Source organism: Gulosibacter sediminis (genome assembly GCF_014904065.1).
Classification (GTDB): domain Bacteria; phylum Actinomycetota; class Actinomycetes; order Actinomycetales; family Microbacteriaceae; genus Gulosibacter; species Gulosibacter sediminis.
The window spans coordinates 116,290-139,065 of sequence record NZ_JACXJG010000001.1; the positions used below are offsets into that span (position 1 = coordinate 116,290).

A 22,776-nucleotide genomic window follows, 5' to 3' on the forward strand; every position below is an offset into this window, starting at 1 on the left:
GAGTTTACTGGAGGGAGTGGCCCGTGGCGCGAACCCGGCTACTGGTGCTCGCGTCAACGTTCCCCGCAGAGGCTGGCGATGGCACCCCTGAGTTTGTCTCCGACCTTGCTGGCGAGGTCGCCAAGGAATTCGACACCGCGCTCGTCGTGCCGTCAGTCCCCGGGTCCAAGGCAACTGAAGAACGCAACGGCTTCCGCGTCCGCCGCTTCCGCTATTTTCCGCGCCGGTGGGAGGACCTCGCCGAGGGCGCGATCATCGAGAACCTGCGGGAACGCAAGAGCCGGTGGCTGCAGGTTGTTCCGTTCGTGATCTCGGAGGCGCTGGCCGCGCGTCGGGCGGTGCGCAACGGCAATCCAGCGGCGATCCACGCGCACTGGATCATCCCCCAGGGCGTTGTCGCGCGCCTCGTCGCGCCGGGCACGCCCCTGCTGATCACCACGCTCGGCGGCGACCTCTACGCCCTGAACGCGGCGCCCTTGCGAGCGCTGAAGCGCTGGGTGCTCCGCGGCGCGAGCTACGTCACGGTGATGAACGAGGAGATGGCCGAACAGGTCCGCGCCCTCGGGATGCCCGCCGATCGGGTCGAGGTCGTCCCCATGGGCGCCGACCTTGACACGGTGCGCCCCCGAGTCGAGCGCGACGACGACGCGCTTTCCATCGTGTTTGTCGGCCGCATGGTCGAAAAGAAGGGCCTCACCCACCTGCTGCGCGCGGTGCGGATGCTCGAGCCGGGCACCTGGCGCCTGCGGGTGATCGGGGACGGCCCGCTCCGTGCCGAGCTCGAGGCCGAGGCCGGGCCCGGCGTCGAGTTCCTCGGCAAGCAGGGGCGCGAGACGCTGCGCGAGGAGTACGCCAAGGCGGACGTCGCGGTCTTCCCCTCGGTGCCGTCCTCGAGCGGTGACCAGGACGGCCTGCCGGTGGCGCTGCTTGAGGCCATGGGCGCAGGCTGCGCCATCATCGCCTCCGACCTCCCCGGCATCTCGGAGGCGGTGATTCCGGGCGAAACGGGTGCGCTTGTCGAGCCTGGCAGCCCCGAGGCAATCGTCGCGGCGCTCAAAGAGCTGGCGGCAGATCCCGAACTTCGCGCCCGCCTCGGCTCGTCGGCTGCCGAGCGCGCCCAGAGTGTGTACAGTAAGGCAGCCATCGGGCGCCGATACACCGATATTTTGCACCGCATCATCGCCAGCCAGGAATAATGTCTTCCGCCGCAACTGCTCAACGCCACGACCCCCAGCCGATCTCGGCCGCGACGAACTCGCATCCGCTGGGGCGCCGCGATGTGATCATTGCCGCCTTGCTTGCGCTCGCGGTGCTCCTGATCTCGCTGGTGGCAATCGTGCGGGCCCCCGAGTACTCGCGATACGACGAGTACACGCATGCCGACTATGCCTTCAAGATCTCGCACGGTCAGATTCCGGCGGCCGGCGACCAGGCGTCCCCGGAGATCCTCGAAGACTGGTCCTGCCGCGGCGACGCGAAATTTGGTGTGCCGCCCTGCGGCAGCCCAGAGGCCGAAGACCCTAACAACTTCATGTACTCGGCCTACCAGTACAACTTCTTCCACCCGCCCGTGTACTACGCGGTTGCCGGTGTCACCGCGAATGCAATCTCCTCGGTTGTCGACATCAACTTCGTGACCGCGGCGCGTTTCGTCAGCGCGGGCATCGTCGCACTGGGCATCGCCGCGAGCTATCTCGCGATCCGTACCTGGCGGGTGCGCGTCGCCCCGGCGACAACCGCTGCCCTCGCGCTCATCGCGACGCCCATGGTGATGCACTCCGGGGCGACCGTGAACCCGGATGCGGTGGCCACGCTGACGGGAGCCGCGAGCGTGTTCATCCTTGGCCGGGTGGTGAACGGGGGCAAGGTGCCGATCATCTTCGCGGGCGTGAGCATGCTGCTGGCCGCCGGATCGAAGGTAATCATCTCGCTGCCGTTGGTCATCGTCGCCGCGTACGTCGGCATCAACGGCCTCATCAAGTTCGTGAAGTCAGACCGGCCTCGAGGCACCAAGCAGATGCTCCTCGCGGTGGTTTCTGCGGTCGCCCTGATCTGCGTGTACGTGGGTTGGAACCTCGTTCATTCCGGCCGGGGCGACCCCAACTGGATCACCCCGATGCAGGGGCTTTCGACGGCGCCATTCACCGGTCTGCCGATCGGCGAGTTGCTCGTCTCGACGCCGCTCGCGTTCTTCGGTATCGGCCAGGGCTACTGGATCCACCCGCAGCTCAACGGCTGGGGCGCGCAGTTCTCCGCGAAGGTGCTCGGCATCCTCATGGTGGTGATTCCTTTCCTCGCCCTCGTGGTCTTCCGTCGCCGCTCGTCTGCGAGCATCGCGAACCTCGTCTTGCTCGCCGGCCTCATCATCACCCCGTTCTTTGTGCAGCTCGAGGCGCTCACCGACCAGGGCATGTACTTCCCGAGCATGACCACGCGCTACGGCATTGCGTACTTGCCGCTCGCCTACCTCGTGGTGGCGTTGGTGGTGCAGGAGCGGGGCTGGGACAAGCCCGCCCTGTTCAGCGCGGGCGGTCTCGCGCTGCTCTACAGCGCATCCATTACCGGCCTGCTTCGATAACGCCGCCGCCTGTCTGCAGCGGGCTCGCGTCCGCTCGCCGGTAACATTGTCGGCATGACGAAGCTTTCTGTAATCGGTTGCGGGTATCTCGGCGCGGTGCATGCCGCCAGCATGGCGGAGGTCGGGCACCAGGTAGTCGGTATCGACACGGATGCGGACAAGGTCGCGCTGCTTTCGGCGGGCAAGGCCCCGTTCTATGAGCCTGGTTTCGACGAGCTCCTGCGTCGAAACGTCGAGGCGGGCCGCCTGACGTTCTCGACCGACTTCGCAGACGCGGCGGATGCCGAGATCCACTTCATTGGCGTCGGCACCCCGCAGCGCAAGGACGGCCAGGGCGCCGACCTCACGTACGTGCACGCGGCGACGGATGCGCTGCTCGCGGTCNTTGCCGGACCACCCCGAAAACCCATCGCTGGTTGCGGGCAAGTCGACCGTGCCCGTGGGCACCGCGGCCACGCTCGCGAAAAAGTTCGCGGCCAAGGGCGCGATCGTCGCGTGGAACCCCGAGTTCCTCCGCGAGGGCTTCGCGGTCGACGACACGCTGCGCCCCGACCGCCTCGTCTACGGCCTGCCGGTGGACCCGGCCCAGGCGGAGCGCGCCGAGGCGCTGCTCGACGGCGCCTACGCGAAGATCCTCTCGGGTGAGACCTACGCGGGTCGCGACTGGACGGAGACGCCGAAGGTCGTCACCGACTATGCGACGGCCGAGCTCGTGAAGGTGGCGGCGAACTCCTTCCTCGCGACGAAGATCTCGTTCATCAACTCGATGGCGGAGATCTGCGACGCGACCGGTGGCAACGTGACGACGCTAGCGGAGGCGATCGGCTATGACGACCGCATTGGCAAGAAGTTCCTCCGCGCCGGTGTCGGCTTCGGCGGCGGCTGCCTGCCGAAGGACATCCGTGCGTTCCAGGCGCGCGTCGACGAGCTCGGTCTCGACGACACGCTCGACTTCCTCGGCGACATTGACGCCGTGAACGTGCGCCAGCGCTCGCGCGTGGTGGCGAAGCTCGCGGATGCGCTCGGCGGCAGCGTCGAGGGCAAGACCATCGCGGTGCTCGGCGCGGCGTTCAAGCCCGACAGCGACGACATTCGCGACTCGCCGGCCGTGGACGTGGCCCGCCAGCTCGCGGCGGCCGGCGCGGATGTGCGCGTGACCGACCCGAAGGCGGGCCCGACGGTCGCGCGTTTCGCTGACGACCTGAACTTCATCGACTCGATCGACGAGGCCGTCACCGGCGTCGATGCGATCGCGGTGCTCACCGAGTGGACGCAGTTCCGCGAGCTGGACGCGGCGGACGTCGCGAAGCTCGCGGCAGGCCGCGTCGTCCTCGACGGGCGCAACTGCCTCGACCGCACGAACTGGGAGTCGGCGGGATTCACCTACCTCGGCATGGGCCGGTAGCCCCCGACCTTCCCTTGTCACGCCTGACGGGCCTGACGTACGCTTGAACGTCTGTCTCGAGGACAGAGTAAAAAGGAGTGCCTCGAAGTAATGCTCAAGAAGCTGAAATCGACCGTCAAGAACGTGCTCGCGAACCCACAGGTCCGTGCCGTCTACAACGGCACCAATCGGGCCGTGCTGGCCGTGGCGGCATCCAACCGCCTCACTGCGACGCTGTACTCGACGGTCGGTTTTGCGACCTTCAACCGCGAGCAGTACGCCGTTCTCCGCGGCCGCAGCCACTACTACCGCGACATCAACCGCCCGCAGCGCAACAACGTGGGCCTGCGCCGCAACATCCACCGCCTCGAAAAGGGCATGGTGATGCAGCCGCGCCGCGACGTGTTCGCGCTCGACTACCTCGGCGAGACCATCGAGTTTCTCGAGGGCGCGCTGAGCCGCCGCAGCGGCGCCGTGCGCGTCGACCCGAACGAGATCGCCTGGGCGAAGGATGTGCTCACCGCGTACTTCGGCATGGTCGACCTCAGCAACCCGGTCATCGCCGAGGCGAAGGAACGCTTCGAGAACGTCATCGGCACGCTCGACCCGGTCGAGGGCATCGACGAGCAGCCGACTGACCGCGCCGTGACCGACGTCGTCTCGCGCTCGCCGTTCCTCGCGGGCCAGCGCACCGAGCCGGGCGTAACCTATGACCAGATGCTCAACCTCGCCACCCACCGCCGCAGCGTGCGCTGGTTCGAGCAGCGCGAGGTGCCGACCGAGCTCGTCGACAAGGCCCTCGCCGTCGCCCGCCAGTCGCCGACCGCGTGCAACCGCGAGCCCTACGAGTTCAAGGTCTTTACCGACCCGGCCATGGCGCGCGAGGTCGCGGGCATCCCCTTCGGCACCGGTGGCTACTCCGAGCAGGTGCCGGCCATTGCGGTCGTCGTTGGCAAGCTCGAGAATTACTTCAGCCCGCGCGACCGCCACGCGATCTACGTGGACTCCTCGCTCGCCGCGATGTCGTTTATCTATGGCCTTGAGACGCTCGGCCTGAGCAGCACGATCATCAACTGGCCCGACTTCGAGCCGCTCGAGATCCAGATGCAGAAGGCGCTCGGCCTCGATGCGAGCGAGCGCGTGATCATGTTGATCGCGTTCGGCTACGCCGATCCAGACGGCGGCGTGCCGTTCTCGCAGAAGAAGTCGATCGACTCCATCCGGTCGATCAACGCGAAGAAGTAGCCCTTGAAGAAGGCGCTCAAGCTCGCGTCGAAGATCCTGCCCTGGGTCATCATCATCGCGATCGCGCTGCTGTTCTGGCGCGCCCTCTCGAACAACATCGAGGCACTGCGCGACGTCGACCTCCACCTCGACTGGTGGCTGGTCGGCGGCACCGTGCTGTTCACCCTGGCGGTCGTCGTGTCGGGGCTGCTCTGGGGTCGCCTGCTCGCCTACATGTCGGGCACCAAGGTGTCAATCTCGGATGCGGTGCGCATCCATGCCGCGTCATGGGTGCTCAAGTACATCCCGGGCCAGGTCGGCTCGGTGCTGAACAAGATTGCCTGGGGCAACAAGGTTGGCCTGAGCAAGAAGACGGTTACGAACTCGGTCATCTACGAGAACGTGCTCATGGTGATCGCGAGCGTGCTGCTCTCGATCCCCGTCGTCTTCATGTTCAGCGAGGAGCTCTCCTCGAACGCGAGCCTGTTCCTGCCGCTGCTCGTAGTCGTGCCGATGCTCATTATCTTCTTCCCGAAGGCGTTTTACTGGCTGCTCAACAAGGCGCTCGCGCTCGTCAAGCGCAAGCCCTTCGCCGCGAGCGACGTGATCCGCCCGCTGCCCCTCGTCGGCTTCCAGCTCGGCTACCTGATCCCGCGCATCCTCAACGGCATCGGCTTCGTCTTCATCGTCGAGTCGATGGTGGGGATGCGCCCGGAGTGGGTCTTCGGCGTGGCCGCGACCTACATCCTCGCGAGCATCATCGGCATGCTCGCGATCTTCGTGCCGGGCGGGCTTGGCGTGCGCGAGGCGGTGGCCGTCGCACTGTTGAGCGCCTACATTCCGGTCGCGCAGGCGATCGTCGTAACGTTGGTGGCACGCCTGTGCGCCACCGTCTCCGACGCCCTCGTCGCGCTCATCTACTTCGTCCTCAACAAGGGAAGGCTCAAGCAGCAGTGACCTACAACATCGTGATCATCGGTTCGGCCCTGTCGGGGAACAAGGGTGCCGCCGCCATGCTCGAGAGCGCAATGCAGACCCTGACCGAGGAGCTCGGCGACGTGCGCTTCACCCTCCTCAGCATGTACCCGGATGAGGACCGCAAGCTCAACACCTACCCGAACCTCGACATCGTGGCCGCCGATCCGCTCACGCTCGGCGTGAAGATCAACTCTGCGGCGCTCGCGTACCGCCTGCTGCCGCCGCTGCGCCGCACCCTGCGTACGAACTCGCCGGCCGCGCGAGCCCTCGCCAAGGCCGACATCCTGCTCGACCAGGGCGGGATCACCTTCGTGGACGGCCGCGAGAAGTTCCTCGTCTACAACGTCGCGAGCATCCTGCCCGCGCTCAACGAGGGTGTGCCCGTCTTCAAGTGCGCGCAGGCGCTCGGCCCGTTCGAGAACCCCGCGAACAAGGCTGCCGCCAAGGTGTTCCTGCCGAAGATGGCCAAGATCATCTCGCGGGGTGCAATCACCCAGGAGCACCTTGACGGACTCGGCCTGACCAACACCGTGCCGGGCGCCGACTACGCGTTCCTACTCGAACTCACCGACGACGAGAAGCGCGAGGCTGAGACGCAGTTCGACGTCGAGTTCTTCGGCGGCAAGCCCGTCGTCGGCATCTCGCCGAGTGTCGTGATGCAGAAGAAGATCGACGGCGACGGCGGCGACTACGTCGGCGAACTCGCCTCGTTCGCCCAGTACCTCATCTCCGAACGCGGCTACCGCGTCGCGCTCATCCCGCACAGCGTTCGGACGGGCACCGACAAGACGCATAACAATGACCTCCCGATGGTGCGCGACCTCGCCGAGCGCATCGACGCGAGCGAGGACCTCCTGTTCATCGACACCGAGATGTCGTCACAGGGCCTGCGCCACGTCATCGGCCTCTGCGACCTCTTCGTCGCGTCACGCTTCCACGCGATGGTGTCGTCACTCGCGATGGCGGTGCCGACGCTCGTCATCGGCTGGAGCCACAAGTACCAGGAAGTGCTCGACATGTTCGGCCTCGCCGAGTGGGCGTTCGGCAAGGACAAGTTCTCGCAGGCCCACCTGCGCGGCGAGTTCGACCGCCTCGCGGCGAACGAGGACGAGGTGCGCGCGAAGCTCAGCGAGTCCCTGCCCGAGGTGAAGGCGAAGTCGCGCGTGCAGGTCGAAGAGATCGTCCGCATCCTGCGCGCGCAGCGCTAACGTTCTTCAGTCTCGGCGTCCGCGCCCACCCGCGGCGCGGCCAGCGCGAGTTTCGTCACGGCGACGCAGGCCAGTACGCACGCGACAGCGCCAACGCCCATGAGCGTGACGTCGAGCCAGTGCGGCACAGCCCCATACCACTCCGAGTCTGCCCGCCAGTTGGAGCGCTCCCAGAGCGCGCCGCGCGACTGCCAGAACAGCAGCCACCGACGGTCGGCCAGCCAGAACACCGTCACGAAATTCACCCCGAGCGGCACGAGGACGCCGAGTACGGCGACCACGGCGCGCGCGACCGGCTTCCGGATGCGTAGCAGCAGGAGCCAGACGGCACCGACCGCAATGGCGAGCGTGATCAAGCCCGAAAACAGGTAACGCCCCTGGACCCCGCGATCAGGGTCGCCGAGGTCGAAGTAGATCGCGTGGGCGTTTACGAAGATCGTCGACATCGTGATGACCAGGTAGAGGGCGGTCACGAGCAGCGGCACGCGAGTCCTGCGGAGCCAGAGCGCCACCACCAACGCGATGATCACCCCGACCGCGGCAATTTGCGGAATCTCTTCGGGCAGCGCGCCGCGCGCCCAGAACGTGTTGTTGAGGCGTTCGAAGAAGTTGCTCACGAAGAAGCCGAAGTCGTAACCGGGGAGCGCCTCCGTGAGGTGCTCGCGCTGCCCGGCTCGGCTCGGCTGTACCGTGCCGAGGACCAGGTAGTTACGAACCCACCACCAGCCGCCCAGCGCGACGGCGATGACCGCGGGCACGGCAAGCCGCAGGATGCCGCGGAGCAGGCCGTTGCGGTGCCGCCAAACGCCGAGCAGCGCAAGGAAGACGACGGTCGGCCCCAGGAAGAGCGCGAAGCCCTTGGTGAGCAAGGCCACGCCGTAGGCCACACCCGCAAGGGGCAGCAGCCACCGCGATGGCTCGGGGTCGCGCCAGTAGCGCAGCAGGAAATACATGGTCGCGCTCGCGCTCAGCGTGAGGAGGGTGTCGTTCGAGGCATACCCGCCGATCACGCTAAAGAACGGCACGAGGAGCAGGGCAGCACCGCCGAGCAGGCCCGCCGTGCGGCGGCCCGTGGCCCACCGCACGCCGCCGATGATGAACGGGATCGCGCCGGCCATGAACAGCGCCGAGGTGCCGCGAATCACCATGTACGCGTGGTCCCAGCGGAGATCCTCGCCGCCCGCGAGCCAGACGGCCCCGGCGGCCGCCAGGTAATAGGCCGGGGGATGCTGGACCATCGCGTCGACGCCCCGGTTGGCGTATCTTGCGGGGCCAGCGAAGTTCCCGCGGTCCTCGGGCGACACCTGCGGCGCGGCCGTGTCAACGGGTTGGATCTTCACCCCGTTGTCCCGCTGGGCCTGGATAATCGTTCCCTGCATCGGCGCCTCGTAGGGGAGCGGCCAGCCCCCGCCGTCGACGAGCCGCGACACCGAGTTCACGTGCTCGTGCTCATCCGGGCCATCGAAGTAGGGGGTGTTCAGTGCCGAGAGCAGCGACATGACGAAGAACACGACGCCGATCCCGGCGATCCCGAGGCGATACCAGGCGTCGGTCGTCAACGTGCGCCGTGCGCCGTGGCTCGGCGGTGCCGGCTCGCCGCCTGCGGTCTCGCTGGTGGCGGGGGGAACGACGACTGACGACACGAAAACTCGCTTTTCTCGGGGCTCGGGGAAGGACGCTGACCGGGGCGTAGTTGCGCGCTCGTGAGCGTCAAAGGTCATCCGTCAATTTATCCCACCGTGGTCACCCCAGGCGCGGCGAAGCGCCGGGCGGGAGACGGGGAGCAGCGCTTCATTGGGGCATTGGAGTGGCGATATGCTCGTTCAGTTCACATCCATCGGCGCGTTCCCCCGGCGAAGGGCAGTTAGTGCAGCAACCCGCGACATCACGAGGTGCTCGGCTGTGGTCGGCAGCAGGGCGGTTCGCGACGGTCGAAAACCTCGTGGCCACTGCGGGCTGGTGTGCTCTCGCCCTAATCGTGGTGTTGACGGTGCTGCCGGGTCTGCTCCCCGGCAACGTGTTCGCGAGCACGAACATCCTCACGCAGTCGCCGACGTACTGGTCGGTCACCGACACCATGCTGGTGCCCGGCAACGTGTTGGTGTCCGACACCGTCGACTCGGTGCTGCCGCGCACCATCCTGATGCACGAGGCAATGTCTCGCGGTGACCTGGCGTTCTGGGATCCGTATCAGCTCGGCGGCGGCGAGCTGGCGGGGCTGCCGAATGGCGCGTATCTGTCGCCCCTGAGCCTGCCGTACTTTGTGCTGCCGATGGAGCTGGCCCCGGCAGTGGTCAAGCTGCTCGAGATCGCGGTCATCGCGCTCGGCTCGTCGCTCTTCCTGCGCCGGCTCGGCATCACGCGGGCCGCGTGGCCCCTCGCGTCGATTATTTATGCGAGCTCGGGGTTCATGGTGGCGTGGACGGGCTGGCCGCAGACCCGCGTGGCCGCGTTCATCCCGCTGCTGTTTTGGGCGGTGGAGAAGCTCATCGCCAGCCGAAAATGGACCGCGGTGCCGATCTTGAGCGTCGTGCTCGCCTGCATGTGGCTCGGCGGTTTCCCCGGCGTCACGGTCAACGCGATGTACGTGGTGACGGCTTATGCGGTCGTGCGCGCGCTCACGCTCTGGCACGGCAGCACCCGGGAGCGTGTGATCGACCTCGGCATGCAGGCCCTGCGGTACGGCGCCGGCGTGGTCGGGAGCCTCGCGCTCGCGGCGATCCACCTGCTCCCGTTTGCGCTGAACGCGAGCGACGTCGTGGATTTTGCCGCCAGGCAGACCCAGGTGGGCGCGATCCTGCAGCCGGTCTCCCTCTCGAGCACCGTGCTGCCATATGTCATGGGGCTCCCCGATGCCACGGGTGTGTGGATCGACGTCAACGTCGTCGAACTCTTCAACTACGCCGGGGCGGGCGCGCTGGCGCTCGCGTGCCTCGCGCTGCTGCTCTGGCGTCGCGTCGGGCAGCGCGCCGGCATCTTCTGGTTCTTCCCGATCGTAACGATTCTCGTGACCGCCGCCATGTTCTGGGGTGGCCCGCTGCTCGCCCTGATCCAGGACCTCCCCGCCCTCGGCACGAGCCTCTTCGGGCGGATGCGCAGCGTCTCGGGGTTCTTGATCGCCGTGATGGCCGCGTTCGGGCTGCAGGTGCTGCTGCGCCCGGCGCGGGTCATGCCAGTGACGTCACGGCGAGCGCGGATTCTTGACCTGCTCGGCTGGGCAACGGCGGTCTTCGTGGCCTACATGCTCTTCCGAACCACCGTCGCCGCTGTCGTGAACTCGCCCTCCCCGGTGTTTGCGGAGCGGTGGATCGTGGCATCGTTCATCTGCGTCGTGGCGATTGCACTCTTCGTCGCGTTGCTCCGGATGTACCCGGTCGCCTGGCTCAAGGTGGTGGCGGGCACGGCCGTCCTCGTGATTGTCGCGGTGCCGGCGGCCCACGTCATGAAGACCTGGTGGACCGTGAATGATGCCGACACGTTCTACCCGGACACCCAGGCCACGACCTACCTCGAGGACGCGATCGGAGAGAATCGCGTGATCTCGTACGGGAACGCGATCTACATGGGCACGTCCAGCGTGTATGAGATTCGCATGTTCGGTGGCCGCGGGTTCATGACCTCGCAGTGGCGCGACCTCATCACCGAGGTGCAACCGTCGGCGCTGCTGACGCCGACCTACGCGAGCTTCGACGCGGCCGGCTTCAGCCAGACGGTCCACGATCAGATCCTCGACCGGTATGGCGTCGCGTATGCGCTCGTACCGTCGAACGTTGCCCTCCCCGGCGAGGTCGAGGACGAGGGCGGAAACGCCGCGCTACCGATCGACCTCGGGAGCGACGCGGGTCAGGTCACCGCCAGCGGCAGCGGCCCCCTGCGGGGTGTCATGGTGCACAGTGTTGCCGCCGAAAACATTCCGCCGCAGGGCGTCACCCTGCTCGCCGAGATCGTGGCGCCGAACGGCGAGGTCCTCGCCAGCAACACCCAACAACTGCGCGAAATCGACGAGGACATCTTCCTGGCATTCGACGCGGATGAACTCGACGACGACCAGGCATGGGAGCTTCGCCTGTCGACCGACACCCCGGATGCTTCGATCGAGCTGACGAGCGCGGCGGACGACGACGCGGAGCCGGAGGTCGATGTGCTCCGGCCGATCGATGATGGGCTCAACGTCGTGCTGGCCGGCGACGTGACGATCCTAGAGCGCGACACCGCGCTTGACCGCATCCGGTGGGCGAGCTCGGAGGTCGTGAAGGAGGACCCACAGGACCGGCTTGACTACCTCGCGGACGACGCCGAGCCCGACGAGGTCGTGCTCGAGTCGCCGACGGCGGAGGCGGGCGGCGGCGACGCCACGGTCACCGTCGAGCAGTCGGACGATCTGGACATCACAAACGTCAAGATCGAAGCCGACGGGCCGGGCTGGGTCGTGATCGCGGATTCGATGCGACGGTCTGGCTGGACCGCGACCCTGAATGGCGAACCGGCGGAGTTGCTCCCGGCCGAGCACGCCGGTGCGGCCGTCTACGTCCCGGCCGCCGGCAGCTACGAGCTGAAGCTCAAGTTCAGCTCGCCCGGGTTCGTCACCGGCGCGGTCGTCACGGGTGCCTCACTCGCGGCCATGGTGGCGGTCTGGGTCGGGATTGCCGTCGTGGGGCGCCGGCGCCGAGCCGAGGCGAGCGGTTCGGGGGCAGGCATATCGTCGAGTCGCCTCGTAGACTAGGGCCTATGGAATTCCGCGAACTCAGCATTGCTGGCTCCTTTGAGGTCACGCCGAAGCAGTTCTTTGACGAGCGGGGAGTGTTCTACGAGTACTACCGCTTCGACCAGCTGGCAGAGGTGGTCGGGCACCCGCTCGACCTGCAACAGGGCAACACCTCGGTGTCCAAGCGCGGCACGGTCCGGGGCATCCACTTCGCTGACATACCGCCGAGCCAGGCGAAGTACGTCACGTGCACTGGCGGTGCGGTCATCGACTACGTCATCGATATTCGCGTGGGTTCTCCGACGTTTGGCCAGTGGGACAGCGTGCGGCTCGACACCGTCGACCGCCGCGCGATCTACATCCCCGAAGGCCTGGGCCACTGCTTCGTTGCCCTCGAGGACGACTCAACGGTGAGCTACCTCTGCTCGGCGACCTACGCGCCAGGGCGCGAGCACGGCATCAACCCGCTCTGCAAGACGGTCGGGCTCGAGTTCGAAATCGACGCGTCGGAGCTGCTGCTCTCGCCGAAGGACACCGAGGCACCAGGCCTGCTGAAGGCGAAGGATCAGGGCCTGCTGCCCGACTACGAGGAGTGTCTGAAGTTCTACGAGCAGCTCAACGCTGAGCCCAAGGAGGCAAAGTAGTGAAGGGAATTATTCTCGCGGGCGGATCGGGCACGCGGCTGTGGCCGATCACGAAAGGCATCTCGAAGCAGCTGATGCCGATCTACGACAAGCCCATGATCTACTACCCGCTGTCGACGCTGATGATGGCCGGTATCAACGAGATCCTCATCATCACGACGCCCGAGTACAACTCGCAGTTCCGCGCGCTCTTCGGTGACGGCTCGCGCCTCGGCATCAGCATCGAGTACGCCGAGCAGCCCTCGCCCGACGGGCTCGCGCAGGCGTTCATCATCGGTGAGGAATTCATCGGCGACGACTCAGTCGCGCTCGTGCTCGGCGACAACATCTTCCACGGCACCGGCCTTGGCTCGTCGCTGCGCGCCCACGGCGAGATCCAGGGTGGCCTCATCTTCGCCTACCAGGTGGCGAACCCGAAGGCCTACGGCGTCGTCGAGTTCGACGAGAACATGAAGGCGCTGTCGATTGAGGAGAAGCCGAAGCAGCCGAAGTCGAACTACGCGGTTCCCGGCCTCTACTTCTACGACAACCGCGTCGTGGAGATCGCGAAGAACGTGAAGCCGTCCGACCGCGGCGAGCTCGAGGTTTCGTCGATCAACGCGGAGTACCTCGAGCGCGGCGAGCTGCAGGTGCACGTGCTCGACCGCGGCACGGCCTGGCTCGACACCGGGACGTTCGAGTCGATGATGCAGGCCTCCGAGTACGTCAAGGTAATCGAAGACCGCCAGGGGCTCAAGCTCGGCTGCATCGAGGAGATCGCCTGGCGCGCCGGGTGGATCGACGACGATCAGCTGCGCGAACTCGCGGCGCCGCTCGAGAAGTCGGGGTACGGCCGCTACCTGAAGCGCATCCTCAAGGCGCAAGAGCAGCAGGCCTAGCGCAGCCGCTGCTTCAGTCGGGTCGCCGGGGCCGTCAGGGCCTCGGCCACCCGCACGATGCGACGGCTGCGGAAGTCCTCTAACTCGCCCTCGGCGCGCGTGAGGTCCTGGTCGAGCCGCCGGATGCGCTCCTTCATCTGCTCGTAGCGGCTGACGAACAGCTCGCGCTCCTCGGCCCAGTCGGAGAGCTCCGCGAGCTTCGCCCCGTAGGCCCGAATGGCCTCGTGCTGGGCGGTATTGTGTGTCTGGAGCTCCACAAACCGCGCGTCCGCGAGGGCTAGGTCGGCCACCCGGGCGTCCTCGAGGGCCACGACCACGGCACCCAGGTGGGAGAACCGCTGCGCGAGCTCCCGCGCCTCGGTCGGGCCGAGGGGCACCGCGGGGAAGTGGCCCGTGCTATTTGCAGGGAGCCGCTCCACGAGGCGCGCGTCGCGGCGGAAGCCCTCGGCCCGGCGGCCCTGCGGGTGCCGGGCGGCGAAGAACATTTTCAGCACGCCCGCCGCGTCCCAGCGATAGTCGCGCATGATGTGGTGACGGGGGCTTGGCTGCAGGTCGGGGCTCGCGTCGTAGATCTCGCCGGCCATCCGGACGCGCGCCCGGTACTGCTGCCACGAGCGCATCGGGAAGTGCAGCACCTCGATGTCGACGTCGGCGGGGAGCTCGTCGGCCTGGGGGAACGACGAGAAGTGATTGCCCTGGGCGACCTCGACCGCGGGCGAGCCCGGGTGGATGAGATTGTGGGTCGGATGCGCGTGCAGGCCGACGCGGTGGAGCGCCTCGGGTTCGCGCTCGTCGCGCCACACCGCCGCCGCGATGTCGAAGCCGCTCTCCAGCGTGGGGCCGAACATGTTCACGACGGGGATGGGGTAGGAGACCGTGGGGTTAGGGAGACGGGCGGCCGCTGCCGCCAGCTTCTCGCCCGAGCCGGTGACCCAGAACTCGTCGGCGTCGGAGTTGAACACCCAGGTGGCGCCGTGTTGGCTTGCGGCGCGGCGGGCCATGGCGGTGACGACCTCGTACTGGCGCTTGTCCTGCACCGGGTGATCGTGGAGCTCGATGCGCCCCGCCTCCGCGTACTCGCCGAGCACCTCGCGAGTGCCGTCGACCGAGCCGTTGTCGGTGACGATGATCTGCGCGAACCCCTGAGTGAGGTGATAGTCGAGCCAGGTACGGATGATGTCGATCTCGTCGCGAACCATCAGGGTCAGCACGAGCACGGGCTCGGGTGCGCTAATCACTGCTTCCTCCTGTCTCCGCGCGCGGTCGCGCGCTCGCGGCTCAGTCTGTCAGGCCTAGTCGAGAAAGGTCGAAGAGGCGTCGGCGTACACCGGGCCGATGCTCTCCGGCCCCGTCACGGCGCGGAAACCGCCGAGGTCTTCACGGCGGGAGAGCTCGTGGCGCTGGTCGTCCAGGAACGTTGTCGTCACGAGGTATTCGCCCGCGCCCATCGACAGGTTCGGCAGCGTGAAGTTGATCGTGTGCTCGCCGATGCCGAGGGGCGCGTTCTTCAGGCCGGAGACATGCGTCGACGTGACGAGCACGGTCGTGCCGAGCTGGTTCACGAGCGCGACCGTGAGGTCCCAGGCCGTCAAGTCGAGCTGGGTTTCGAAGGTCACCGCCACCTCGAGCGTGCTGCCGGGGAGCAGGTCCTCGCCTTCGCTGGGCGTCGAAGTGACGTTGGTGATCTGCACCAGCTGGCGACGGCGGGCGATCTCTTCGATCCGCGCGCGGTCGCGCTCAAGCCGGCCCTGCTCGGACTCGGCCTGGTCGGCGGAGTCGAACCCGGCGCGCAAAATGCTCACCGCATCCTCGGGGTGGCCGTCGAAGATGACATGGCCGTGCCCCATGACGACGGCTCGGGTGCAGAGCTCGACGATCTGGGGGAGGGAGTGCGACACGATGACGATCGTGCGGCCCTCCTCCTGAAACTGCTTGATCTTGTCGAGGCACTTCTTCTGGAAGGCCTCGTCACCGACCGCGAGCACCTCATCGACCAGCAGGACGTCGGGGTTGACGTTGATCGCCACCGCGAACGCGAGGCGCACGTACATGCCAGAGGAATAGAACTTCACCTGGGTGTCGATGAAGGGGCGGATGCCCGAGAAATCGACAATCTCCTCGAAGCGCGATTCGGTCTCCTCGCGGTCCATGCCGAGGATCGCGGCGTTGAGGTAGACATTCTCGCGGCCCGTGAGGTCGGGGTGGAAGCCGGCGCCGAGCTCGAGTAGCGCCGCGAGGCGGCCGCGCGAATAGACCGCACCCGAGGTCGGTTCGATGATGCCGCCGATCGTCTTGAGGAGCGTCGACTTGCCGGAGCCGTTCGGTCCGATCAGACCGATCGTGCTGCCGGCCTCGATCTCTAGATTGACGTCCTTCAGCGCCCAGAAGTCGTCGCGGTGCTCGCGGGAGCGCCGCGGGTGCAGCACGCGCTCCTTGAGCGACTTGTCCTTGTGCAGCACGAACCGCTTGGAGACGTCGCGAATTTCCACGACGTTGGGGCGCGCATCCTCGGCAATAAAGTCTTGGGTAGTCATCCGTTACAGCTCCTGCGCAAAGTTGCCCTGCAGCCGCGCAAAGATGCGCTGGCCGATCCACACGAGCAGCAGCCCGAAAATGATTGAGACGCCCATCCGGGTCATCAGCTCGGGCGGGAACTCCGCGGTGGGGGAGCTCGGCGACCAGAACGCCATCTGGAACCCGAGCACCGCGAGGGTCACGGGGTTGTTGATGTAGACCTCCGTGAGCCAGGGCACTCCGAAGCTGACGAAGGCGTCGTGCACAAACGTCCAGGAGTAGACGATGGGGCTGAACCACATCAGCAGCATCATCAGCACCTCGACGAGGTACTGGACGTCGCGGAAGTACACGTTCGTCGAGGCCAGGATGAGCCCGAGGCCCGTCCCATAGAGCAGGATGATGACGACGGCGACGAGGCCGTACATGAGGTGCCAACCGAAGGTGAGCGAGCCGGTGAAGGCCGCGGCCGCGATGAGGATCACCATCTGCAGCACGAAGTTGAACAGCGACGAGCCGAGCGTCGCGAGCGGGAAGATCTCGCGGGGGAGGTACACCTTCTTCACGAGCCCCGCGTTCGCGATGATCGACCCGGTCATCGCCGTCAGCGTCTCCGAGAACAGGCTGTAGAGCGTGAGGCCGGTGAAGATGTAGACCGCGAAGTTCTCAATCGAGCGGGCCGCGCCGAGGAACTGACCCATGACGAGGTAGTAGATCAGCAGCTGGGTGAGCGGGCGGATCAGGCTCCACGCGAAGCCGAGCACCGAGTCCTTATACCTGCCGACAACCTCGCGGCGCACGAGCAGACCGAGCAGATCCCGGTGCTCGCGCAGCTCCTTGATCGCTGTGATGAAGCCCGAAACGGCATTCTTGGGCTTCTCGCGCGTGGTGAGCTCAAGCGAGGCCAGCCGGCGCATGCGTTCGTCGGCAACCTGCTGCATTTCATTGAAGTACGTCATAGAGGTGTTCGCGAGCCGACGGGGGTTGCGGTAGAAACAGACGGAGTTGCCTGGGGATCGCCGGTCACGCTGCTGAAAGTCTAGTGTCGGTCGGCTGATACGGCCTCGATTTCGGTCGTGGGCCCGCCACCTCAGGGAGCGCAGCGGGCCCGCTCGCTAGTCTTAGCTGCAGTCAACCAAGGAGATGTGCGTGCGACGGTTTGTGTTTTTCCTGCTCTACGACCCCGACGGGTACGTTGACAGCGCGGTGCTGCACACGCTGAACGGGCTGCGCCCCCACGTCGAGCACATCATGGTCGTCTCAAACGGGTTTCTGCAGCAGGAGTCCCGCGAGCGCCTGGATGCGGTGATCGACGAGGTCTTCGAGCGCGAGAACGTCGGCTTCGACTCGGGCGCGTACCGCAGCGCGATCGGCCGCGTCGGCTACGCCAAGCTCGCCGAGTACGACGAGGTGCTCCTCATCAACTACACCTTCTTCGGGCCGATCACGACGTTCGACGAGCTCTTCGCTCGCATGGACCCGAAGCCGATCGACTTCTGGGGCCTGACCGACCACGTGGCCGTCTCACCGCATCCGATGCTCGGTAAGGGCATCATGCCCGAGCACCTGCAGTCCTACTGGATCGCCTTCCGCAAGAGCCTCGTCAACACCGCGGACTTCCGGGACTACTGGTCGAGCCTGCCGAACGGCATGTCGTACCACGACGTCATCACGGTGTTCGAGGCGGCGCTCACCCGGCACTTCGGCGACCTCGGGTACGCGTGGGAGAGCGCCTACCCCGCCGAGAACTACTCCGTCAACAACGTCTCGATGGAGCAGCCCCTGCTGCTGCTGGAGGACGGCTGCCCGATGTTCAAGCGGCGCCTCTACTTTCACGACCTCGTCGACCTCGATACGCGCGACGTCGCGGCGAGTGAAGTCACGGCCAAGGCTCTGGCGCTCGGCTTCCCCCGCGACGTGCTCATTGACGGCGTGATCCGCCGCACCCCGGCGCGCGCGCTTTCGACCGGGCTCGGCCTGCTCCACCTCGTTGCGGATGCACCGGCGGCGGCTCCCGAGTCGCCTCGCCTCGCGCTCCGCACCGGCCGCATCTGGCGCGACTGGCTCCGCGACGCCCACGACCCCTTCGGCGAAGCGGAGGTGCTCGTCGTTGACGGCGTGACCGAGGACGAACTTCGGGACGGCCCGGCCGCCGAGTACACGAACACGAACCTCGACGACAACCAGCTCGCCCGCGCTCGCGGTGGCATCGTCGACCGCCTCGGTGACACCCTTGCCGCGTTTGACCAGGATGCGCGCCTCGGCGTGCTCGTGCCGCTGGCCGAGCACCGGGCGGGCACCCGCCTTGGCCACGGCTGGCGGGGGCTCGAGGCCGCCGCGAAGCGGGTCTCGACGGCGCTGCGGCTCATCGGACCGCTCGAGCGGTACGCCCCGCTGGCGCCGTTCGTCGGCGTCGCCGCCTACCGGGCCGCCGCGCTCGCCGACCTGCCGGCGCGCGTCGAGGCGGTCGGCGGCTGGGACTCGCTCGTGCGCCTCGCGGAGGTCGACGAGGCCGAGCTCGANCTCGTCCTCGACCTGCTCGCCGCCGACGTGGCGAAGACCAACGGCTTCGTGGCCTCCGAGGCCGCGCGCCGCGGTGACTTCGTGCGCTCGTCACAGGTGTTGCAGTACAAGTTTGCCGACGCGAGCGCGCGCTTCGGGCCCGAACAGCGCGCGCCGTTCCTCGGCCCGCTCGAGCACCCGAACTCGTTCATACGCCCGCTCGTGGGGGACTGGCTGCGCACGAAGGCGCCGTCGACCGCCAAGGTCGTGCTGCAGGGCGAGGAGTCGGCGCGGAAGAAACTTGGCGCCGCGAAGCGCGCGGTGACGCGCGTCGTGAAGAAGAAGGGGCGCTAACCGTGTCGCAACGCCTCATCGCGGTCGTGTTGCTGGGGCCTGACGCGCGTCCGAGCGCGGCCACGCTGCACCTGCTGCGCGCCGCGTCGGCCGCGAGCGACCAGCTCGTCGTGCTCTACGGCAAGGGCAAGCGGCCCCCGGCGCCCGAGCGCCAGCAGATCGAGGGCCTGACCCGCTCGCTGTGGCAGCTGGATGACACGGACGCGTTCGGCGCGGTGTTCCGCATCCTGGAGCAGCGCCTCGGCAAGGCGGCGCTGCAGGAGTTCGACGAGGTGCTCGTGCTCGACGACTCGCTGTTCGGCCCGATCCGGCCGCCTTCCGGGTTCCCCCGGGTGCGGGGTGAGGATCAGGACGGCTCGACGCTCGTCGAGCCGGAGCGCGGCGACGGCATCGAAGCGACGGACGTGCCGTACCTCGCGCTGCGCGGCCGGGTGTTCGTCGAGGCACGCTTCTGGCAGGTCGTCGCCGCGACCGGGGGCGAGTTCGCGGCCTTCACCACGGGCCTGCGCGAGGCCGGGTTCAACCTCAGCGCCGTGCATCCGCGGGTGGCCGACAACGAGCACTACTTCCTGCGCGACTCGATCGTTCGGCTGCTGGATGAGGGGCTCGAGTTTGTGCCCTGGCGCACCTTCACGATCGACCCGATGCTCAACGATCGGTGGGGCATCGTGCCGCGCGAGAGCTTCGACCGCATCGCGGCGCGAGGGTTCCCGACCGAGCTCATCTGGTCGAAGCTGCTCACCGCCGTGCCGCCGCGCACCTGGTACACCAACCTCTCGATGGCCGAGGTGCTGCCGACGAACGTCGCGCCCGAGTCGCCGGTCTCGCTCACGACGGCGGTGATCGCGCACATCTACTACCTCGACATGGCGGACGAACTGCTCGAGCTGGCGGCGCGCATCCCCGGCGAGGTGCGGCTGTATGCGACCGCCGCCGACGAGCCGCGCCGCGCGGCGCTCGAGGCGAAGATCGGTGATGACCCGCGCTTCGCCTCCGTCGAGGTGCGCGCGGTGACGAGCAACCTCGGCCGCGACATCACCGCCTTCCTCATCGACTGCGAGGACGTGCTGCGCGACCCGGAAATCGACGTGGTGGTGAAGCTGCACTCGAAGCGCTCGGTGCAGGATCCGCCGTCGGTGAGCGGCTGGTTTCGCCGCCACCTGTTCGAGAGCCTGTTCGCGAGCGAGCAGTACCTGCGCAACGTCTACGAGCTCTTCGAGACCGAGCCGCAGCTCGGAATGGTGTTTCCGCCCACGATTCACATGGGCCTACCGACCCTCGGCCACGCCTGGTCACTCAACCGTGCGCCGGCCGAGGCACTCGCGCCCCGGCTCGGGCTCACGACGCCGTTCGACGCGAATACCCCGCTCTCGCCGTACGGCTCGATGTTCATCGCGCGTCGGGAGGCGCTGGCGCCGCTGCTCGAAGCGAACTTCGGCATCACTGAGTTCCCGGATGCGCGCGCGTACCGCGACGGTTCGCTCGCGCACGTGCTCGAGCGCCTCATCAGCTACGTCGTGTTCAGCAGCGGTTACTACGCGAAGACTGTGACGAGCCCGAGCGTCGCGTCGGTGAGTGAGCCGATCCTTGAGTACAAGCTCTCGTCGATCGGGGAGTACCTGCCTGCCTATGGCTTCGAGCAGGTGCAGACGCTGCGGGGTCGAGGGCAGACCTGGCCGATTCGCCAGGTACTGCGGCGGTTGGTTTGGGCGCGTGCCGAAGCGAAGGTTCCGGGCGTTGGGCGGGTGTTGAGCCGGGCCTTCCGCGGGCTGCGGGCCGTCAAAGCCAAGCTGCGGCGCTAGCCGAGGCGACCGAAGCGGGTCGGGGAGCATCGATGCTCCTCGACCCGCGTTATTTTACCCCCGAAACTTTTGAACGGCGTGCGACACGCCGACTATCGGGTGAAATCTTTGCCTTATCTCCCAGTTTCACGTGACAATCGTGACCGGTGTGAATACTGTGAAATTCGTTAACTTACGTGACGACACGCCGAGGAGGGCAAAATGTTGAATGGGAAGCTGCATCCCCGACGCCACGCTCCGCTGGTCACCGGTTCCGTAGCGCTGGTCGCCGCGGGCCTGCTCCTAGTGGGATGTTCGACGGGCACGACGGCCGGTAACGTGGCCGCGGAGACCGCGGCACCGGAGCCGAGCGAGACGGCCCTGGCGACCACGCCGGCCGAGACCGCGGAGCCGAGGTCGACGACCGATGCGACCGAGCCGGCTGAGACCCGCGAGGGCACCGAGGTGCCGGTCATGATCAACAGCGCCTTCCTCGACACCGCAGCCGGCACCATCGAGGTGCGGGGCACGATCGCCGAGTACATCGGCGACGGCACGTGCACCGTGACCGCGGTCGCTGCCGACGGCACCGAGCTCACCGCCGACGNCGGCGGCAACGCCGGATGCGCAGAGCACGATCTGCGCGCCCATCACGATCTCTGGGGTCACCGGGTCGGACTGGCAGGTCACGCTGTCGTTCGCGGGTGACGGCGTGTGGGGCGAGTCTGAGCCGCTGGCCGCGGAGGTTGGCTAGTGAAGCGCATCACCAAGATCCTTTCGGCCGTGGCGGCCGCCGCGCTCGCGGTGACGGGTCTCGAACTCGGCGTCGGCAGTGCGCAGCAGGCCGAAGCGGCGAACGCCGCGGACTTCAACCCCGGCTACATCGTGTCGGACGCACAGTTCTACAACGATGACGCGATGACGGCCGCGCAGGTGCAGTCGTTCCTCACGCAGAAGGGCGCGAACTGCAGCACGAACTGCCTCAAGGACTACCGCGTTACGACGCCGTCGATGAGCGGTAACGCTCGCTGCGACGCGTACCAGGGCACGGCGAACCAGAGCGCGGCGGAGATCATCTACAACGTCGCGAAGGCCTGCAACATCTCGCAGAAGACGCTGCTCGTGCTGCTGGAGAAGGAGACGTCGCTCGTCACGATCTCGAACCCGGCGAGCTGGCGCTATGACCGCGCCATGGGCTACTACTGCCCGGACGACCCGTCGCGCCCCGGCTGGTGTGCCCCCGAATACGGTGGGTTCTTTAATCAGGTCTACAACTCGGCGGCGCAGTACCAGCGCTACGCCCAGTCGCCGAACTCGTGGAACTACATCGCGGGCCGGACGAACAACATCTATTACAACCCGAACGCCTCGTGCGGCTACGGCCCGGTCTACATCCAGAACCAGGCCACCGCGGCGCTGTACATCTACACGCCGTACCAGCCCAACAAGGCGGCGCTGAACAACCTCTACGGCAGTGGTGACGGTTGCTCGGCGTACGGCAACCGCAACTTCTGGCGCCTGTGGACCGACTGGTTCGGTTCGCCGACCGCGTCGGTGTCGAACGACAAGCCGGCCACCGAGCCGAGCGCGACGCCGAAGCCCGCCTCGAACAACCCGCAGGGCAACCTTGACGAGATCAAGGTGAACTCGGACATGACCGTCTTCGTGCGCGGCTGGGCGTTCGATGCGGACACCCCGAAGGCGTCGATTCGCGTGCACATCCACGTCGACGGCAAGCCGTACGCGTCGATCGCGGCCGACAAGGCTCGCCCCGACGTGAACAACGCGTACTCGACACTGAGCATCGACAACGTCGGGTTTAGCTACACGACGGAGCCGCTCTCGGCGGGCGAACACAAGATCACCGTTTACGCGATGAATGCCGGCGGCGGTAAGAACATCGCCTTCGCGACGAAGACCGTGACGGTGAAGGAGCCCGCGGCGGCGACGCCGAAGCCGACGGCGACGGCGACCCCGAAGCCGNAGTGCGACGCCCAAGCCGAGTGCCACGGCGACGCCGAAGCCG

14 protein-coding genes and 1 pseudogene are annotated in these 22,776 nt (G+C 67.1%); 11 read left to right on the plus strand and 4 right to left on the minus strand.

The features are described 5' to 3' along the window. Nucleotides 1–23: 23 nt before the first annotated feature. The 6 genes and pseudogenes from ID132_RS00515 (at nucleotide 24) to ID132_RS00540 (ending at nucleotide 7,372) form a co-directional block, all read left to right on the plus strand. The gene (locus ID132_RS00515) at nucleotides 24–1,196 is read left to right on the plus strand and encodes a glycosyltransferase family 4 protein (protein ID WP_125106914.1); all 1,173 of its coding nucleotides are present in this window, start codon (nucleotides 24–26) and stop codon (nucleotides 1,194–1,196) included. Beyond that, the gene (locus ID132_RS00520; RefSeq protein ID WP_125106915.1) at nucleotides 1,196–2,578 is read left to right on the plus strand and encodes a glycosyltransferase family protein; all 1,383 of its coding nucleotides are present in this window, start codon (nucleotides 1,196–1,198) and stop codon (nucleotides 2,576–2,578) included. The genes ID132_RS00515 and ID132_RS00520 overlap by 1 nt, the downstream gene beginning before the upstream one ends. 54 nt (nucleotides 2,579–2,632) lie before the next feature. Next, nucleotides 2,633–3,983, plus strand: a pseudogene (locus ID132_RS00525) (UDP-glucose dehydrogenase family protein). Between the two features lie 90 nt (nucleotides 3,984–4,073). Beyond that, nucleotides 4,074–5,207, plus strand: coding sequence for a nitroreductase family protein (locus ID132_RS00530; RefSeq protein WP_193127585.1), 1,134 nt, complete (start codon nucleotides 4,074–4,076; stop codon nucleotides 5,205–5,207). A 3-nt stretch (nucleotides 5,208–5,210) separates the two neighbouring features. Next, the gene (locus tag ID132_RS00535; RefSeq protein WP_125106918.1) at nucleotides 5,211–6,143 is read left to right on the plus strand and encodes a lysylphosphatidylglycerol synthase domain-containing protein; all 933 of its coding nucleotides are present in this window, start codon (nucleotides 5,211–5,213) and stop codon (nucleotides 6,141–6,143) included. Then, on the plus strand, nucleotides 6,140–7,372 hold the full coding sequence (locus ID132_RS00540; RefSeq protein WP_125106919.1) for a polysaccharide pyruvyl transferase family protein: 1,233 nt from the start codon (nucleotides 6,140–6,142) through the stop codon (nucleotides 7,370–7,372). Before ID132_RS00535 ends, ID132_RS00540 begins: the two co-directional genes overlap by 4 nt. Here ID132_RS00540 and ID132_RS00545 read toward each other — a convergent pair. Next, nucleotides 7,369–9,015, minus strand: coding sequence for an ArnT family glycosyltransferase (locus tag ID132_RS00545; protein WP_193127586.1), 1,647 nt, complete (start codon nucleotides 9,013–9,015; stop codon nucleotides 7,369–7,371). The genes ID132_RS00540 and ID132_RS00545 overlap by 4 nt on opposite strands. 335 nt (nucleotides 9,016–9,350) lie before the next feature. Here ID132_RS00545 and ID132_RS00550 point away from each other — a divergent pair, with 335 nt between their 5' ends. Genes ID132_RS00550 through rfbA form a run of 3 tightly spaced genes read left to right on the plus strand, consistent with a single transcriptional unit; the run spans nucleotide 9,351 to nucleotide 13,599 of the window. Beyond that, nucleotides 9,351–12,095, plus strand: a complete 2,745-nt coding sequence (locus tag ID132_RS00550) for a glycosyltransferase family protein (RefSeq protein WP_193127587.1) — start codon at nucleotides 9,351–9,353, stop codon at nucleotides 12,093–12,095. A gap of 5 nt (nucleotides 12,096–12,100) precedes the next feature. Continuing rightward, the gene (locus ID132_RS00555; protein ID WP_125106922.1) at nucleotides 12,101–12,721 is read left to right on the plus strand and encodes a dTDP-4-dehydrorhamnose 3,5-epimerase family protein; all 621 of its coding nucleotides are present in this window, start codon (nucleotides 12,101–12,103) and stop codon (nucleotides 12,719–12,721) included. Beyond that, nucleotides 12,721–13,599: a glucose-1-phosphate thymidylyltransferase RfbA gene (rfbA, locus tag ID132_RS00560; protein ID WP_125106923.1), complete on the plus strand. Its 879-nt coding sequence runs from the start codon at nucleotides 12,721–12,723 to the stop codon at nucleotides 13,597–13,599. Before ID132_RS00555 ends, rfbA begins: the two co-directional genes overlap by 1 nt. On the opposite strand, the gene ID132_RS00565 is transcribed toward rfbA, so the two are convergent. From ID132_RS00565 to ID132_RS00575, 3 genes are read right to left on the minus strand one after another with little or no spacing between them, the layout of a single operon-like run. Next, nucleotides 13,596–14,837, minus strand: coding sequence for a glycosyltransferase family 2 protein (locus ID132_RS00565; protein ID WP_125106924.1), 1,242 nt, complete (start codon nucleotides 14,835–14,837; stop codon nucleotides 13,596–13,598). The genes rfbA and ID132_RS00565 overlap by 4 nt on opposite strands. Nucleotides 14,838–14,891: 54 nt before the next feature. Continuing rightward, entirely contained in the window at nucleotides 14,892–16,133 is a 1,242-nt protein-coding gene (locus tag ID132_RS00570; RefSeq protein WP_193127588.1) for an ABC transporter ATP-binding protein, read from the minus strand. Between the two features lie 3 nt (nucleotides 16,134–16,136). Continuing rightward, nucleotides 16,137–17,072, minus strand: coding sequence for an ABC transporter permease (locus tag ID132_RS00575; protein ID WP_193127589.1), 936 nt, complete (start codon nucleotides 17,070–17,072; stop codon nucleotides 16,137–16,139). A 292-nt stretch (nucleotides 17,073–17,364) separates the two neighbouring features. Between ID132_RS00575 and ID132_RS00580 the strand changes: the two genes are divergently transcribed. Together ID132_RS00580 and ID132_RS00585 are read left to right on the plus strand one after the other, a co-directional pair. Continuing rightward, nucleotides 17,365–18,969 (plus strand): rhamnan synthesis F family protein, encoded by a 1,605-nt coding sequence (locus ID132_RS00580; protein ID WP_235988172.1) that lies wholly within the window; start codon nucleotides 17,365–17,367, stop codon nucleotides 18,967–18,969. A 2-nt stretch (nucleotides 18,970–18,971) separates the two neighbouring features. Next, nucleotides 18,972–20,771 carry a rhamnan synthesis F family protein gene (locus tag ID132_RS00585; protein WP_193127591.1) on the plus strand — a complete coding sequence of 600 codons (1,800 nt, stop codon included), beginning with the start codon at nucleotides 18,972–18,974 and terminating at the stop codon, nucleotides 20,769–20,771. The last annotated feature ends 2,005 nt before the right edge of the window (nucleotides 20,772–22,776 follow it).

Excerpts from the sequence above, each read along its gene's own strand:
- ID132_RS00530 (WP_193127585.1), top strand. The coding sequence starts at position 4,074 with ATGCTCAAGAAGCTGAAATCGACCGTCAAGAACGTGCTCGCGAACCCA.
- ID132_RS00555 (WP_125106922.1), top strand. The coding sequence starts at position 12,101 with ATGGAATTCCGCGAACTCAGCATTGCTGGCTCCTTTGAGGTCACGCCG.
- ID132_RS00520 (WP_125106915.1), top strand. The coding sequence starts at position 1,196 with ATGTCTTCCGCCGCAACTGCTCAACGCCACGACCCCCAGCCGATCTCG.
- ID132_RS00575 (WP_193127589.1), bottom strand. The coding sequence starts at position 17,072 with ATGACGTACTTCAATGAAATGCAGCAGGTTGCCGACGAACGCATGCGC.
- ID132_RS00570 (WP_193127588.1), bottom strand. The coding sequence starts at position 16,133 with ATGACTACCCAAGACTTTATTGCCGAGGATGCGCGCCCCAACGTCGTG.